Origin of the sequence: Leucobacter chromiisoli (genome assembly GCF_016522505.1) — a bacterium.
GTDB classification, from domain to species: Bacteria; Actinomycetota; Actinomycetes; order Actinomycetales; family Microbacteriaceae; genus Leucobacter; species Leucobacter chromiisoli.
The window spans coordinates 45750-61669 of sequence record NZ_JAEHOH010000014.1; the positions used below are offsets into that span (position 1 = coordinate 45750).

Genomic DNA, 15920 nt, shown 5'->3' on the forward strand with positions numbered 1-15920 from the left:
TTGGTCGATTCTGTAAGTCTGGTGATCCGGCTCAGATCTCGTCGATCGACGAGGACTCGAAGCGGGTGGACAGGTTGATGCCGAGCTCTTCCGCGGTGCGGTGCGCCTCGTCGTCGTTGTCGCGCAGGTTGACGGCGTTGCCGTCGGCACCCAGCACCTCGACGTTCAGGCAGAGCGACTGCATCTCCTTCATGAGCACGCGGAACGACTCGGGCACGCCGGGCTCCGGGATGTTCTCGCCGCGCACGATCGCCTCGTACACCTTCACGCGGCCGAGGATGTCGTCCGACTTGACGGTGAGCAGCTCCTGCAGCGCGTATGCGGCGCCGTAGGCCTCGAGCGCCCACACCTCCATCTCACCGAAGCGCTGGCCGCCGAACTGGGCCTTACCGCCGAGCGGCTGCTGGGTGATCATCGAGTAGGGGCCCGTCGAGCGCGCGTGGATCTTGTCGTCCACGAGGTGGTGCAGCTTCAGGATGTACATGTAGCCGACCGAAATCGGGTACGGGAAGGGCTCGCCCGAGCGGCCGTCGAAGAGACGAGTCTTGCCGCTCGAGTCGATCAGACGCTCGCCGTCACGGGTGAGCAGCGTCGAGTCGAGGAGCCCGGCGATCTCGGCCTCGGACGCGCCGTCGAACACGGGGGTCGCGACCTTGGTGTTCGGGGCGGCCTCGAGGGCCTCCTGCGAGAGCTTCGACGCCCACTCCTGCGCACCGTCGACCTTCCAGCCCTGCTTGGCGATCCAGCCGAGGTGGATCTCCAGCACCTGGCCGAAGTTCATACGGCCCGGGATGCCGAGCGGGTTCAGGATCACGTCGACCGGGGTGCCGTCGGCCAGGAACGGCATGTCCTCGACGGGCAGGATCTTCGAGATGACGCCCTTGTTGCCGTGGCGGCCGGCGAGCTTGTCGCCCTCGGTGATCTTGCGCTTCTGGGCGATGTAGACCACGACGCGCTGGTTGACGCCCGAGCCGAGCTCGTCGTCGTTGTCGTTCTCCGCGTCGAACACCTTGACGGCGGTGACCGTGCCCGAGACGCCGTGCGGCACCTTGAGCGAGGTGTCGCGCACCTCGCGGCTCTTCTCGTTGAAGATCGCGCGGAGCAGGCGCTCCTCGGCGGACAGCTCGGTCTCGCCCTTCGGGGTCACCTTGCCGACGAGGATGTCGCCGGGCTCGACCTCGGCGCCGATCCGGATGATGCCGCGCTCGTCGAGATCCTTCAGGGCCTCCATGCTGGCGTTGGGGAGGTCGCGGGTGATCTCCTCCTTGCCGAGCTTGGTGTCGCGGGCGTCGACGTCGTACTCCTCGATGTGGATCGAGGAGAGGGTGTCGTCCTTCACCAGGTTCTGGCTCAGGATGATCGCGTCCTCGTAGTTGTGGCCCTCCCACGACATGAACGCGACGAGCAGGTTCTTGCCGAGCGCGAGCTCGCCGTTCTCGGTCGCGGGGCCGTCGGCGATGACCTCGCCGGCCTCGATCCGCTCCCCCGCCTTGACGATGACGCGGTGGTTGTAGTTCGTGCCCTGGTTCGAGCGGTCGAACTTGCGCATGTAGTAGCTCTTGCGGGTGCCGTCGTCGTTCTGGAGCGTGACGAAGTCCGCCGAGACCTCCTCGATGACGCCCGACTTCTCGGCCACGACCACGTCGCCCGCGTCGATGGCCGCGTAGCCCTCCATGCCGGTACCGACGACGGGGCTCTCGCTGCGCACGAGCGGCACGGCCTGGCGCTGCATGTTGGCGCCCATGAGGGCGCGGTTCGCATCGTCGTGCTCGAGGAACGGGATGAGCGAGGTCGCCACCGACACCATCTGGCGCGGGGAGACGTCCATGTACTCGACCGATCCGGCGGCGACGAGCTGCACCTCCGAGCCGCGGGGGCGCGCGAGCACCTGCTCCTCGGCGAAGTGGCCGTCGCTCGTGAGCGGCGCGCCCGCCTGCGCGATGAGGAACTCGTCCTCCTCGTGTGCGGTGAGGTAGTCGACCTGGTCGGTCACCTTGCCGTCGATGACGCGGCGGTACGGGGTCTCGATGAAGCCGAAGGCGTTGATGCGCGCGAAGGTCGCGAGCGCGCCGATCAGGCCGATGTTCGGGCCCTCAGGGGTCTCGATGGGGCACATGCGGCCGTAGTGCGACGGGTGCACGTCTCGCACCTCGACGCCGGCGCGGTCGCGCGAGAGGCCGCCGGGGCCGAGCGCGGAGAGGCGGCGCTTGTTGGTCAGACCCGCGAGCGGGTTGTTCTGATCCATGAACTGCGAGAGCTGCGAGGTGCCGAAGAACTCCTTGATCGCCGCCAGCACGGGGCGGGTGTTGATCAGGGTGTTCGGGGTGATCGCCTCGATGTCCTGGGTGGTCATGCGCTCGCGCACGACGCGCTCCATGCGGCTGAGGCCGGTGCGCACCTGGTTCTGGATCAGCTCGCCCACCGCGCGGATGCGGCGGTTGCCGAAGTGATCGATGTCGTCGGTGTCGAGACGCACGTCGATGGGCTCGCCGTCGCGGACGCCCGGAAGGGTCTCGGTGCCGGCGTGCAGTCCGACGAGGTACTTGATCGTCGCGACGATGTCCTCGAGCGACAGCACCGAGTCGGTGATCGGCGCGTCGATGCCGAGCTTGCGGTTGATCTTGTAGCGGCCGACCTTGGCCAGGTCGTAGCGCTTCGGGTTGAAGTAGCTGTTGTCGAGCAGGGCGCGCGCCGCCTCGATGGCCACCTGCTCGCCCGGACGCTGCTTGCGGTAGATGTCCTTGAGCGCCTCCTCCTGGGTGAGGATGCCGTCCTTCTCGAGGGTGAGCGCGATCGACTCGTAGCCGGCGAACTCCTCGAGGATCTCCTCGCTCGTCATGCCGAGCGCCTTGAGGAACACGGTGACGGACTGCTTGCGCTTGCGGTCGATGCGGACGCCGACCTGGTCGCGCTTGTCGACCTCGAACTCGAGCCACGCGCCGCGGCTCGGGATCACGCGGGCGGTGAAGACGTCCTTGTCGCTCGTCTTCTCCTGGGCGCGCTCGAAGTACACGCCGGGGCTGCGGACGAGCTGCGACACGATGACGCGCTCGGTGCCGTTGATGATGAAGGTGCCCTTGTCGGTCATGATGGGGAAGTCGCCCATGTAGACCGTCTGGCTCTTCAGCACCTGGGTCTCGGTGTTGTAGAACGCCGCCTCGACGTAGAGGGGGGCGGCGTAGGTCTTGCCGCGCTCCTTGCACTCCTCGATGGAGAACTTCTGCTCGTCCAGGATCGGGTTCTCGAACGACAGCTGCATCGTGCCGGCGTTGTCCTCGATCGGCGAGATCTCGTCGAAGATCTCCTCGAGGCCGCTCTTCAGGGCGATGTCGTCGCGCCCCTCGGCCTGTGCCTGGACGACGCGCTCCTTCCACGCGTCGTTGCCGACGAGCCAGTCGAAGCTCTCGAGCTGCAGCGCCAGAAGGTTCGGCACCGACAGCGTGTCGGAAATCTTGGCGAAGGAGAGTCGCGAGTGGTTGCGACCGTTCTTCGGTGAAATGGTGGAAGATGCGTTGGGCGCAGCAGCCAAGGAAACTACCTCCGTGGGCCCCGTCGGGCCGGTTGACCTGGTCTTGCGGTGAGTTGCTTCGGATCACGTGGGCGGGGCGTATCTGCGCTCTCGCGCCAGCTCCCGGGGCCGACCACTATATGAAGGCATACTGGTGTCCGTAGTGCAACTATCAACTGTAACCCATCCTGTACCGCCTGTCCAGCGCGATATCTGCGATCTTGCTGGGCGTGTCCCGAACGCGTCGGAGCGGTGATCGTACCGGTTCCTCCGATCCCGGTCTCCTAGTCTGGTGGCCATGTCGAGTCGACCGCCCGCGGGGCCGCCCCGCTCCGCCCGCGCCGCCGCCCTGCCCGGCGCGGCGATCGGCGTCGCCACCCTCGCCCTGCTCGCGGTCGTCGCGTTCGGGGTCTGGCTGCGGTTCGTCGACCGCGCCCCGCTGCCGGTCGACCTGTGGTGGCACGACCTGCTGCAGCTGGATCGCGGCACCCCCGCGTTCGCGATCGCGGTGTTCCTCGCCGACGTCGGCGGCGGCGTCGGAGCCGCCGCCTGCACCGCGATCGCCGCGGCGGCGCTGCTCGCGCTCCGGCGGCCCCGCGACGCGGCCGCCGTCGCCACGGCGATGTTCGCGGGGGTGCTCTGCTCGGAGCTCGCGAAGGCCCTGATCGCGCGTCCCCGTCCCTGGGATCCGCTCTACCACGCCTCGGGGTACTCCTATCCCTCCGGCCACTCCATGGGGGCCGCGGCGCTCGCGCTGTCCGTGCTCCTCGTCGTCGCGGGATCCGGGAGCGTGCACCGCGGGGTCGCGCGGGCGGTCGGCATCGCCGCGACGTGCTGGATCCTGCTCATGATGTGGAGCCGGGCCGCGCTGCACGTGCACTGGCTCACGGACACCCTCGCGGGCGCGCTGCTCGGGATCGCCGTCGCCGTCCTGGCGCGCCGGTTCTGGCTGGCCGCACCGGCCGGCGATGTCGGCGGTCGCGCGTAGGCTTGCTGGCATGACCGACACCATCATCTTCGGCGCCGACTGGTGCGGCGACTGCCGCCGCGCGAAGCTGGTCTTCGACCGCGCCGGCGCCCCCTACCGCTACGTCGACCTGGTCGCCGACCCCGCGGCCGCCGAGGTCGCGAAGGACATCAGCGGGCGCTCGAACATCCCGGTGATCCTCTACTCCGACGGCAGCCACCAGGTCGAGCCGTCGAACGCCGACATGGCCCGCAAGATCGGCGAGCTCGGCCTGGGCGCCGCGCCGGCGCCCGGCCGCCCGGCGCCCGGATCGGCTCCGGTCCCGGGGCCGGAACCGGAACCGGAACCGGAACCGGGGCCGGAGGCGTGATCCTCCCCCCGCCCCGCACGCTCTCCTCGGGGCTCGTCGCCGAGTTCAAGGAGGACCGCTTCGTGCCCGGCGCCCTGCAGCTCGTGGTCGACGGCACGCCCCAGTCGCACGTGAACCTGCGCAACCCCGCCGATCTGTTCTTCGAGTACGTGCGCCGCATCGGCTTCGTCATCGACCTGTTCCGCGATCCGGGAGCCCCCATCTCGGCGCTGCACCTCGGCGGCGGCGCGTTCACGCTGCCGCGCTACGTCGAGGCGACGCGCCCCGGCAGCCGGCAGCAGGTCGTCGAGCTCGAGGGGGCGCTCGTCGATCTGGTCCGCGAGGCGGCGCCGCTGCCCAAGCGGGCGAGCATCCGGGTGCGGCGGGGCGATGCCCGGGACGTGCTCGGCAGGCTCCCCGACGGCATGCGCGGCGCGATGGACATCGTGGTCGTCGACGTCTTCGCCGGGTCGCGCACCCCCGCGCACGTGTCGAGCGTCGAGTTCTACGAGCTCATCCGGCCGCTGCTGGCGCCGGGCGGCGTGGTCGTCGCGAATGTCACCGACGGCTCCGGGCAGCGGTTCACGCGCAGCCAGGCGGCGACCCTCGGCGCGCTCTTCCCCGCCGTCGCGGCGATCGCCGAGCCGCAGGTGCTCAAGGGCCGCCGCTTCGGCAACGTCGTGCTGCTCGCCTCGGGCGAGGCCGATGCGACCGGGCGGGCGGGCTCCGCCGGCGACCTCGACTGGCTGCCGCGCCTCCTCGCGAGCGGCCCGCATCCCGCGCGCATGCTCGCGGGGCGCGAGCTCGACGAGTGGTTGCGGGGCGCGAAGCCGGTGACCGACGCCGATGCGACGCCGAGCCCCGAGCCGCCGGCCGAGGTGTTCGGCCGTGGCTGAGCTCGCGAGGGTGCGCGTGTGGGCCGAGGCGCTGATCCGCATGCACCTCGATCCCGGGCAGTGGAGCTTCGGCTTCGACAACGCCAAGCGGCGGGCCGGGGTCTGCAACTTCACCGACCGGCGCATCACGGTCTCGCGGTACCTCGCCGCCAAGTTCGCGGACGACGAGATCCATCAGGTGCTGCTGCACGAGGTGGCGCACGCGCTCGCCGGCCCGAAGGCGGGGCACGGCCCCGCGTGGAAGCGGATCGCCGCCGAGCTCGGCTACGTCGGCGGGCGCACCCACGACGGCGAGATCGCGCACGAGCACGCGCCGTGGCTGGGGGCCTGCCCGGCCGGGCACGAGCACGTGCGGTTCCGTCGTCCCACGCGGCCGCTCTCGTGCGGCAGATGCGCCAGGGGGTTCTCCGAGCGGCACCTCATCGCCTGGCGCCGCCGGGCGTAGCCGTCGCGGGCGCGCTCAGCAGCCGACGGACGCCAGGGCGAGCCGCAGCAGCTTGCCGCGACCGCCGAGCATCTCGGAGAGGGTGCCCTCGGAGAGCGCCTCCTCGGGCGACATCCAGGTCACCTCGAGCGCGTCCTGACGGGGGCTGCAGCTGCCGGTCACGGGCACCACGTAGACCAGCGAGACGGCGTGCTGCCGCTCGTCGAGATACGGGAGGATGCCGGGCACCGGGAAGAACTCGGCGATCTGGGCCGGGACCGGAGACGCCGGTATCTGGGGGAAGGCCATCGGGCCGAGGTCGTTCTCGAGGTGCCGGAAGAGCGCCTCCCGGATGCTCTCCCCGTAGCGCACCCGCCCGGCCACGAGGGCGCGGGCCATCACCCCGTCGGGGGTGCTGCGCAGCAGCAGGCCGACCTCCGTGACGCGGCCCGTGCCGTCGAGCCGCACGGGCACCGCCTCGACGTAGAGGATCGGCAGGCGCCGCCGCACGAAGCCCAGCTCGTCCTCGCTCAGCCACCCGGGATTGCTCCCCGGGGCCGGCCGGTCCTGGGGATCCGGCTCCGGCAGGTCCGCGGTGTCGATGCTCATGGTGCCATTCTGCCTGCTCGATCCGCGCGAAGCTCCGAGACCTCCCGGTAGAGCTCGTCGAGCTCGGCTCCGCCGGCCATGAGCTTCGCGAGCTCCTCGGGGGTCACCTCGTCGCGGAGGCGGTGCGCGAACGTCTCGCCGCGGCGCAGCAGCACGAAGCGGTCGCCCACGGCGTAGGCGTGCGCGGGGTTGTGCGTGATGAGCACGACGCCGAGGCCGCGCTCGCGCGCACGCACGATCTGGCGCAGCACGATGCCCGACTGGTGGACGCCGAGCGCCGCCGTCGGCTCGTCGAGGATCAGCGCGCGGGCCCCGAAGTAGGCCGCCCTCGCGATGGCGACGCACTGCCGCTCGCCGCCCGAGAGCGTGCCGACCGGCTGGTCCGGATCCCGGAGCTCGATCCCGAAGCGCGCCAGCTCGGCGACGGCGACGCGCCGGCACTCCGCCGCTCTGAGCAGGCCCCGCCTCGTGGGCTCGGCCCCCAGGAAGAAGTTGCGCCACACGGGCATCAGCGGGGCGAGCGCCAGATCCTGGTGCACCGTGGCGATGCCCCGGGCTCGAGCGTCGCGCGGCGAGGCGAACCGCGTCACCTCGCCGTCGACCACCAGCTCCCCGGAATCGGGGGCGTGCATCCCCGAGAGCAGGCCGATGAGGGTCGATTTGCCGGCGCCGTTGTCGCCGAGCACCGCCGTCACCTCACCGGCGCGCACGACGCAGTCGACGCCGCTCAGCGCCCGCACCCCGTCGAAGCGCTTGCCGACCCCGCGGGCCTCGATGATCGCCGGTGCACCCGCTGCCGGATCCGCCGCGGGGAGGCCGCTTCGCCGCCCGGCGCTCATCGGCCCGCTCCCCTCGCGCGGCGCGCGACGGCGAGGTTCACGAACACCGCCACGAGCAGGATCGCGCCCAGGAAGAACTTGAAGAGCTCGCTCGGCAGGCCGGCGAGCGGCATGCCCTGCTGCACCATGCCGAAGATGAGGGCGCCGATCGAGGCCCCGACCACCGAGCCGGCGCCCCCGATCAGCAGGCACCCGCCGATGACCGCGGCGATGATGAAGTTGAATTCGGCCCCGATGCCGGTGGTCACCGTCGCCGACGCGTACCTGATGACGGTCAGCTGGCCCACGAGCCAGGCGGCGACCGCGGTGCCGACGAACAGGACGATCCTCACCCGCCCCACGGGGACGCCCACGGCGAGCGCGCCCCGCGCGTTGCCGCCGACCGCGGCGACCCAGTTGCCGAAGCGCGTGCGCCCGAGCACGATCGCGCCGAGGACGGTCGCGCCGATCCACCACAGCAGGGACACCTGGAAGCCGCCCGCGGAACTCGCGAAGACCGCGTGCGCGCTGTCGTAGCCGAGGTAGTCGGCGATCCCGCCGACCGTCACCTGATCGGTGAGCGCCGTCGTCACCGCGTAGTTCAGCCCCCACAGCATGAACATCATGGCCAGGGTGATGATGAAGCTCGGCAGGCGGGTGCGGTGCACGAGGACGCCGTTGATCAGGCCCACGAGGATCGCGAAGCCGAGGGAGGCGAGGATCCCGAACCACACGTTCGCGTTGAGCTGCGTCACGACCAGGGCGGTCACGAGCGCGCTGCTGCCGGTGAGCACGCCGGCGGAGAGGTCGAACTCGCCGCCGATCATGAGGAGCGCGACGGCGACCGCCATGATGCCCAGCGTGGCCGTGGGGTCGAGGACGTTGGCGATCCCCTGCCGCGTCGCGAAGGCGGGGGCCGCGAGCGAGAAGCCGACGAAGATCACGATCGCGGCGATGGCCGCGCCGAACTCCGAGCGGCGCAGGATCAGGCCTCGGAGGCGGCCGGCGCGGGCGCGTCGCAGCGGCGGGGCCGCGGAGGCCGGGCGTTCCGCGCTCACGGCGGCTCCCCCGCTCATCGGGTGCCCCGTCGCACGAGGTCGGCGATCTCGTCGACGTTCTCCCGTGTCACGTAGGCCGGGCCGGTGAGCACCGGCATGCCGCCGCCGACGGTGTTGAGGTTGTCGTGGTAGAGCACCAGGAACGCGACCCCGAGATAGCCCTGCAGGTACTGCTGCTGATCGACCGTGAACAGCACCCGGCCCTCGGCGATGGCGTCGAGCACGTCCGAGTTGATGTCGAATGAGGCGAGGGCGGCGTCGCTGCCCGCCTCGTCCATGCCCGCGAGGGTCGCCGTCGTGACCGCGGGGTCGAGCGAGAGGACGGCGTCGAATCCCGGATCCGCCAGCAGCTTCGACTTCACGGAGGCCTGGATTCCCTGCGGGTTCGCCACATCGACCTGCAGGTTCTCGACCTCGCCTCCGAAGGCGTCGGCCGCACCGTCGCAGCGCTGCTCGAGGCCGATGTTGCCCGCCTCGTGGATGATGCAGAGCATCTTCGTCGCGCCCGACTCCGCGAGCCGGCGCCCCGCGCCCTCGCCCGCCACCGCCTCGCTCTGCCCCAGGTGGCCGATGGCGCCGAGCGCCGCGGAGTCCTCGGCGCCCGAGTTGATCGTCACGAACGGCACGTCGGCCTCGCCGGCCGCCGCGAGCGCGGAGCGAAGGGCGTCGGGGTTCGCCGCCGAGACGACGAGCCCGTCGGGCTGCTTCGCGAGCTCCGCCTCGATGAGCGTCGCCTGCTTCGCGCCCTCCCCGTCGCCGACCACGTGCACGTCCACGCCGTACTGCTCCCCGGCGTCGAGCGCTCCCTGCTTGACGACGCGCCAGAACGCGTTGTCGGGCTGCGCGTGCACCACGACCGAGACGCTGAGATCCCGCTTCGCCCCGGCCGAGGCCCCGCCGCCGTCGCCCGACCCGGGGCCGGGGTTGCCGCCCGTGCCGCAGGCGCTGAGTGCGAACGCGGCGGCGACCGCCCCTGAGACCATCAGCAGTCGGAGGCTCTTCATCGAGTGTCTTCTTCCCATGTCGGCGAAGCGCCCGCCGCCCCCGCGCTCCACGCGGTTCTGGCGGACACCGCGGTGAAACCTACCGTTCAGGATAGCGAGGGCGGCACCGCATTCCCAGCGGCGCGGGGCTCAGTACCCGAGCTTCGCGTTCTGCAGCACCGGCAGCGCCTCCTTCGCCCGTTCGACGACCGCGAGGTCGAGATCCACGATCTCCAGCCCCTCCTCGCGTCCGAGCTCGGCGACGACCGCGCCGAAGGGGTCGGCCACGAGGCTGCCCCCCACGCCCGTCGGCGCCCCGGGCACGGCGTCGACTCCTGCGGCCTCGGGATCGGCCTGGTCGACGGCGACGACGTAGGCGTTGCTGTCGAGCGCCCGCGCCCGCGCGAGGATGCGCCACTGCTCGGCCTTCCCCTCCCCCGCTCCCCACGAGGCGGAGACGATCATGACCTCGGCGCCGGCCCGCGAGTGCTCGGCGAACAGCTTCGGGAAGCGCACGTCGTAGCAGATCGCGAGGCCCACCGGGCGGCCGCCGATCTCGATCACCAGGGGCTCGGCGCCGGGCTCGACGCCCGTGGACTCGCGGAAGCCGAACGCGTCGTAGAGGTGGATCTTCGCGTACTCGCGGCGCTCGCCGTCGGCGGTGTAGACGGCGAGCAGGTTGCGGACCTTCCCGCCCTCGGTCGCCTCGAACTCCCCGGCGAGGATCGCGATCCCGGAGCGGCGCGCCAGATCGCGCAGCTCGGCCTGCCACCGCTCCAGGTGCTCGGCCGCGGCCGCGGCCAGGTCGTTGCCGAAGGCGACCATCGTCGCCTCGGGGAACACGACCGCCTCGGCGCCGAGCGCCGCCGCCTCCGCGGTGCGCTCCCGGACCTTCGCGAGGTTCCCGTCGACGTCGCCGGTCGTGCAGATCTGTGCCAGTGCGAGCTTCATCTTCTCAAATCCTTTCGTCAATTCATTATGGATACAGTTGAATCATGCATTCGCCCCGCCGGGTGAGCAGCCACCAGCTCGCCTACGACTACCTGCGCTCGGAGGTCCTCGTCGACCCCTCCGTGCAGGGGACCTTCCTCAGCGAGCAGGAGATCGCCGAGGGGGCCGGCGTGTCCCGCACCCCCGTGCGCGAGGCGTTCCGCGTGCTCGCCTCCGAGGGGCTCGTCGAGCTGATCCCGCACCGCGGGGCGTTCGTCCCGCGCGTGACGACGAAGCAGGTCGGCGATCTCTTCGAGTTCCGCCGCGTGCTCGAGTGCTACGCCGCCGAGGTGATCCTCGCGAAGGGGATCGACCCGACGCCCGACATGGTGAGCGCCCTGGAGCGGCAGCAGGAGCTCGTCGGCTCCTCGGACGGCGACGCGACGATCCGCTTCATCGCCCTGGACCGGGAGTTCCACTTCCACCTCATGAAGGCCGCCGACAACGCCGAGATCGAGCAGACCTACGAGCGCATCTCCACCCGCCAGCGCGTGATCGGAGCCCGCGCCCTCAACCACCCCTCCCGGCGCAGCGACGTGTGCGCCGAGCACCGGGCGATCGTCGACGCGATCCGCAGCGGCGATCTCCAGGCGGCGCGCGAGGCGATCAGCGCCCACCTCGCGATCACGGAGAGCGTGCTGCGGAGCGGGCCGAGGTAGCGCCCGGCTCGCTCCGGCGGCCCGCTTCAGCGGCTCACTCCGCGCGATCCGCCGCGTGCTCCTGGGCGAAGCCCTCGAGGTACTCCATGTCCTCCGCCGGAGCCGAGTCGCGCCCGAGCAGCAGCCCGCCGAGGGTCACCGCGCAGGCGACCGTCACGTAGATCGAGACGGGCACCCAGTTGGCCTCCTCGCCGGAGAGCAGCGTGAACATCAGCGGCGCGATGGCGCCGCCGAAGACCCCGGCGATCGTGTAGGCGAGCGAGGCGCCGGTGTACCGCAGCCGGGGCTGGAACTGCTCGATCACGAAGGCGGCCTGCGGGCCGTACATGAAGGAGTGGCAGGTGCCCGCGACGACCATGGCGAGGATGATCGTGCCGAAGTCGGAGGGCTGCAGGATCGCGAACATCACGTAGGACCAGACGGCCGCGGCGGCGGCCGCGCCCCCGTAGAGCACCCGCCGGTTCACGAAGTCGGAGAGCCATCCCGCGAGCGGGATCGTGACGAGCTGCGTGGCGGAGCCGATGAGCACCCCGGCGAGGATCGTGCTGCGCTCCATGTCGAGGTTGTAGACGCCGTAGGTCAGGATGAACACGGTGAACAGGGCGTAGAAGACGTCGGGGCCGATGCGCGACATCGTCGCGGCGAGCAGCTGCCTGCGCTGGGTCCGGAAGACCTCGGTCACCGGCTTCTCGGCGCGGTCGCCGCGCTCCTGCAGCATCTGGAAGATCGGGGTGTCCTCGAGCTTCAGGCGGATCCAGAGGCCGAAGGCCACGAGCACGATCGAGAGCAGGAAGGCGACGCGCCAGCCCCAGTCGAGGAAGGACTGCTCCGTCATCGCGAAGGTCAGGAGCGCGAGGGTGCCGTTGGCGAGCAGGTTGCCGGCGGGAGGCCCGACCTGGGCCGCGGAGGCCCAGAACCCGCGCCGGTGGGGATCGCCGAACTCGCTCGAGAGCAGCACTGCGCCGCCCCACTCGCCGCCCACCGCGACGCCCTGGGCGAACCGCAGCAGCACCAGCAGGATCGGGGCCGTGATCCCGATCGTCTGGTAGGTCGGCAGCAGGCCGATCACGAAGGTCGCGATGCCGATCATCAGCAGCGTGATGACGAGCACCTTCTTACGGCCGATGATGTCGCCCAGGCGCCCGAACACGATGCCGCCGATCGGGCGCGAGACGTAGCCCACCGCGTAGGTCGAGAATGCCGCGATGGTCGCGGTGTGGGGGTTCTCGGCGGGGAAGAAGAGCTCTCCGAGCACGAGCGCCGAGGCCGCCGAGTAGACGGCGAAGTCGTACCACTCGAGCGACGTGCCCGAGAGCGACGCCGCGAACGCCTTGTACAGGTCCTTCTTCTTCACACCCTCGGGTGCGTGCATGCCCGATCGGTGATGTTCTGCGTGCGAATCGTCCATAGCGACCTCCTTGTCAAGCGAGCAGTTCCCCCATACTATATGTATACAACTCGCATACAAAGAGGTTTCTCGCGAGTTGCCGCTAGCGGGACGCCCGAGGAGGAGCAACCTTGTCACACCACCACAGCAATCCGACGCTGACCTTCGAACTCCCCGACGGGAGCGTGTCCACCGTCACCGTCGAGCGGCTGCTCAACGCGGGCTACGCAGGCAAGAACCAGGAGGAGGTGCGCGCGCACATCGACGAGCTCGCCGAACTCGGCGTCCCCGCCCCCGCCACCACCCCGACGCTGTACCCCGTCTCCCCCTACCTCGCGCAGCAGACCGACCGCGTCTCCGTGCAGCACGGCAGAACCTCGGGCGAGGCCGAGTGGGCGCTCGTCATCGACGACGAGGGCCGCGAGCTGCTCACGGCCGCCTGCGATCACACCGATCGGCAGCTCGAGACCCACGGCGTCGCGTGGTCGAAGAACGCCTCCCCCGACGTGCTCGCGAGGAAGGCCTGGCTGTACTCGGACGTCGCGGACCGCATGGACCGCGTGATCCTCAGCGGCTGGGTCGGCGCCGAGCGCACCCCGATCCAGAGCGCCCCGGCCGCGGCGCTGCTGGAGCCCTCCTACTGGCTCGACGTGCTCGAGCAGCGGGGCGAGCGCAGGCCCGGCACGGTGCTCATCTCGGGCACCATCACGATGGACGGCTCCGTCGACCAGTTCGCCGACCGGTGGGGCGTCGCTCTCGAGGATCCCGAGCTCGGGCGCATCGAGCTCGAGTACGACGTCGTGCGGATGGCCGACCCCATCCACTGACGCTGCCGCTCCGAACCCGCGCAAGTAGCGGGCGGTGGCCCGGTCATGCCATGCTGGCAAGGCTATGTGCCCCGAACCCGAGAAGCCCCGCGACAAGACGCGGCGCGTCTACGACTTCGTCATGGAGCGCATCGTCGAGGGCGAGTACCGGGCGGGCGACTCCCTGAACATCGGCAGCATCGCCGAGGCCACCGGGGTCAGCCTGATCCCGACCCGCGAGGCCCTGCGACGCCTCGAGTCGGAGGGCCTCGTCGAGTTCCTCTACCACCGCGGCGTCAGGGTCGCGCAGCTCGAGATCGCGGACTACCGCGACATCATGCAGACGCAGGCGGTGCTCGAGGCGCTCGCCGTCTCGATGTCGGCGCCGCTGCTCACGGCCGAGGAGCTCGACGCCGCCCGCGAGTTCAACCGGCGCATGGACGAGGCGCACCTCGCGGGCGACTTCCACGGCTACAACGAGAACAGCCTCGCCTTCCACGGCGTCCTCAGCTCCCGCTGCCCCAACCGATACCTGCGGGACACGCTCGAGCGCGGACAGCTGCGCGTCGCCGCCGTGCGCGCGGCCGTCGTGGGGTACCGCGGGGAGATCGCTCCCCGGCTCTCGGGAGAGCACGTGGAACTCGTCGACCGGATCGCCGCCGGCGCGCCGGCGTCCGAGATCGAGCGGCTCATGCGGGCCCACCGCGAGGGCACTCTCGCGCAGGACACCGAGGGGCTGCAACGCGAGCGGGGCCGAGCGCCTCGGCGGGAGGGAGCGGTCCCCGGCGAGGGCGCCGACCCGGAGCGCTACCGCGCCTCGTAGGCCGACTCGCCCGCCACGAAGGTCTGCTGCACCCGGGCGGTCAGCAGTCGATCCGCCTCGGCCTCGAGCGGGTTGACGTCGAGCAGTGCGAAGTCGGCGCGGAGGCCCGCCGCGATCCTGCCGTTGACCCCGTCCGTCTCGCCCGCGTAGGCCGCGCCGGCCGTGAGCGCCGAGAGCGCCTCGGCCGGCCGGAACACCCGCTCCGGGTGGTAGGGCGGCAGCGAGGGGTCGATCGCCGAGCCGCCCGTGAGCGCGATGTAGAGGTTCGGCAGCGCCTCGTACGGGGCCGTGGGCGCGTCGGTGCCCAGCGCGAGCCGCACCCCGGCCGACCGGAACTTCTGCCACGGGAACCCCGTCTCGGCCCGCTCGTCGCCGAGCACGCTCTTCCAGTTGTCGAGCACCGCGGGATCGCAGTGCACGGGCTGCATCGACGCGGTCACGCCGAGCCGCGCCATGCGCTCGATCGTGGTGTCGGCGACCGACTCCAGGTGCTCGATGCGGTGCCGGCGCTCGCGCTCGCCGTTCACGGCGATGCAGTGCTCGATCGCATCGAGCGCGATCTCGCTCGTGCGGTCGCCGATCGCGTGCATCGCGATCTGCAGGCCCGCCGCGTCGGCGGCCGCGGCGACCGGGAACACCCGCTCCTCGTTCCAGATCGGGTCGCAGTTGCTGCCGTTCGCGTAGGGTGCGCGCATGGTGGCGGTGCAGGCGTCGATCACACCGTCCATGATGAACTTCACCCCGACGATCCGGAACCACTCCGCCCCGGGCGCGGCCGCCACCTCGTCCCGCAGGCCCACCACGCGCTCGACCGCCGCGAGGTCCTCCGCCGTGTCGCCCGAGGGCTGCAGCAGCCAGTGGCCGGTGATCGCGAAGGGCAGACGGCCGTCGCGAGCCAGGATGCGCCGAATCGCCGCGACGTCGGCCGCGTTCAGCGACATGTCGGTGGCGCCGGTCACGCCCGCGGCGAGGTAGGCGGCGAAGGCGCTGTCGAGGAACTCGACGCGCTTCTCGTCGGTGACCGTCGAGTCGAGGAAGTCCCAGACGTAGCTCATCGCGGCGGTCTCGTAGAGCAGGCCGGTCGCCTCTCCGTGCTCGTCGCGGGCGATCTCGCCGCCCACGGGGTCGGGTGTCTCGCGCGTGATGCCCAGCTCCGCGAGCGCGGCGGAGTTGACCCACGCCGAGTGCAGATCGTTGGCATCGAGGTAGACGGGGACGTCGGGCAGCACCTCGTCGATCATGGCGGCGGTCGGGTGCACGTCCCCCACGGCCTCGAAGAGCCAGCTCACGCCGAGGATCCTCGGCGCTTCGGGATTCGCCTCGCGCGCCTCGATCAGGCGCTGCTGGATCTCGCCGAGCGACTTGCAGTCGCGCAGCTGCACCTTGCCGAGCGACTCCCCGAACATGGCGAGGTGCGCGTGCGCCTCGATCACGCCGGGCGACACGAAGCCGCCGCCGAGGTCGACCTCGGCGGCATCGGGCCCGGCGGCCTCGCGCACCTCGGCCTCGGAGCCGACCGCCTGGAACCGGCCGCCCTCGACGGAGAACGCCTCCTGCAGCGCCTCGTCGGCCGAGCCGGTGAACACGGCGGCATTGCGGTAGATCGTCGTCATCGGTGCTGTCTCCTCGGGTTCCGATCGCGG

General features: G+C 71.1%; 15 protein-coding genes. 7 read left to right on the forward strand and 8 right to left on the reverse strand.

Annotated elements, in window-relative coordinates; genetic code table 11:
* Nucleotides 1-31: 31 nt before the first annotated feature.
* Nucleotides 32-3529 (reverse strand): DNA-directed RNA polymerase subunit beta, encoded by a 3498-nt coding sequence (gene rpoB / locus JD276_RS11040; protein ID WP_200115712.1) that lies wholly within the window; start codon nt 3527-3529, stop codon nt 32-34.
* Between the two features lie 277 nt (nt 3530-3806).
* Between rpoB and JD276_RS11045 the strand changes: the two genes are divergently transcribed.
* From JD276_RS11045 to JD276_RS11060, 4 genes are read left to right on the forward strand one after another with little or no spacing between them, the layout of a single operon-like run.
* Nucleotides 3807-4496 (forward strand): phosphatase PAP2 family protein, encoded by a 690-nt coding sequence (locus JD276_RS11045; RefSeq protein WP_200115713.1) that lies wholly within the window; start codon nt 3807-3809, stop codon nt 4494-4496.
* A 10-nt stretch (nt 4497-4506) separates the two neighbouring features.
* Complete coding sequence (locus tag JD276_RS11050) at nt 4507-4845, forward strand: glutaredoxin domain-containing protein (RefSeq protein WP_200115714.1); 339 nt, start codon at nt 4507-4509, stop codon at nt 4843-4845.
* Complete coding sequence (locus JD276_RS11055) at nt 4842-5720, forward strand: spermidine synthase (RefSeq protein WP_200115715.1); 879 nt, start codon at nt 4842-4844, stop codon at nt 5718-5720. The genes JD276_RS11050 and JD276_RS11055 overlap by 4 nt, the downstream gene beginning before the upstream one ends.
* Nucleotides 5713-6165: a SprT-like domain-containing protein gene (locus JD276_RS11060; protein ID WP_200115716.1), complete on the forward strand. Its 453-nt coding sequence runs from the start codon at nt 5713-5715 to the stop codon at nt 6163-6165. The genes JD276_RS11055 and JD276_RS11060 overlap by 8 nt, the downstream gene beginning before the upstream one ends.
* 15 nt (nt 6166-6180) lie before the next feature.
* Here JD276_RS11060 and JD276_RS11065 read toward each other — a convergent pair whose 3' ends face one another.
* The 5 genes from JD276_RS11065 to JD276_RS11085 all read right to left on the reverse strand — a co-directional run bounded on the left by JD276_RS11065 (nt 6181) and on the right by JD276_RS11085 (nt 10563).
* Nucleotides 6181-6753, reverse strand: a complete 573-nt coding sequence (locus tag JD276_RS11065; RefSeq protein WP_200115717.1) for an NUDIX hydrolase family protein — start codon at nt 6751-6753, stop codon at nt 6181-6183.
* Nucleotides 6750-7592, reverse strand: coding sequence for an ATP-binding cassette domain-containing protein (locus JD276_RS11070; protein ID WP_200115718.1), 843 nt, complete (start codon nt 7590-7592; stop codon nt 6750-6752). Before JD276_RS11070 ends, JD276_RS11065 begins: the two co-directional genes overlap by 4 nt.
* Nucleotides 7589-8629, reverse strand: coding sequence for an ABC transporter permease (locus tag JD276_RS11075; RefSeq protein WP_307866544.1), 1041 nt, complete (start codon nt 8627-8629; stop codon nt 7589-7591). The genes JD276_RS11070 and JD276_RS11075 overlap by 4 nt, the downstream gene beginning before the upstream one ends.
* Before the next feature lie 14 nt (nt 8630-8643).
* Nucleotides 8644-9633: a substrate-binding domain-containing protein gene (locus JD276_RS11080; protein WP_200115720.1), complete on the reverse strand. Its 990-nt coding sequence runs from the start codon at nt 9631-9633 to the stop codon at nt 8644-8646.
* A 129-nt stretch (nt 9634-9762) separates the two neighbouring features.
* Entirely contained in the window at nt 9763-10563 is an 801-nt protein-coding gene (locus JD276_RS11085) for a nitrilase-related carbon-nitrogen hydrolase (RefSeq protein ID WP_200115721.1), read from the reverse strand.
* A gap of 44 nt (nt 10564-10607) precedes the next feature.
* Between JD276_RS11085 and JD276_RS11090 the strand changes: the two genes are divergently transcribed.
* The gene (locus JD276_RS11090) at nt 10608-11261 is read left to right on the forward strand and encodes a GntR family transcriptional regulator (protein ID WP_200115722.1); all 654 of its coding nucleotides are present in this window, start codon (nt 10608-10610) and stop codon (nt 11259-11261) included.
* 34 nt (nt 11262-11295) lie between these two features.
* Here the strand turns inward: JD276_RS11090 and JD276_RS11095 are convergent, their stop codons facing one another.
* Complete coding sequence (locus JD276_RS11095) at nt 11296-12669, reverse strand: MFS transporter (protein WP_200115723.1); 1374 nt, start codon at nt 12667-12669, stop codon at nt 11296-11298.
* 110 nt (nt 12670-12779) lie between these two features.
* Between JD276_RS11095 and JD276_RS11100 the strand changes: the two genes are divergently transcribed.
* Nucleotides 12780-13475, forward strand: coding sequence for a DUF2848 domain-containing protein (locus JD276_RS11100; protein WP_200115724.1), 696 nt, complete (start codon nt 12780-12782; stop codon nt 13473-13475).
* 64 nt (nt 13476-13539) lie between these two features.
* Nucleotides 13540-14277, forward strand: a complete 738-nt coding sequence (locus JD276_RS11105) for a GntR family transcriptional regulator (RefSeq protein WP_200115725.1) — start codon at nt 13540-13542, stop codon at nt 14275-14277.
* Here the strand turns inward: JD276_RS11105 and JD276_RS11110 are convergent.
* Nucleotides 14262-15890 (reverse strand): amidohydrolase, encoded by a 1629-nt coding sequence (locus JD276_RS11110; protein WP_200115726.1) that lies wholly within the window; start codon nt 15888-15890, stop codon nt 14262-14264. The two genes, JD276_RS11105 and JD276_RS11110, sit on opposite strands and share 16 nt — an antisense overlap.
* Nucleotides 15891-15920: the final 30 nt, after the last annotated feature.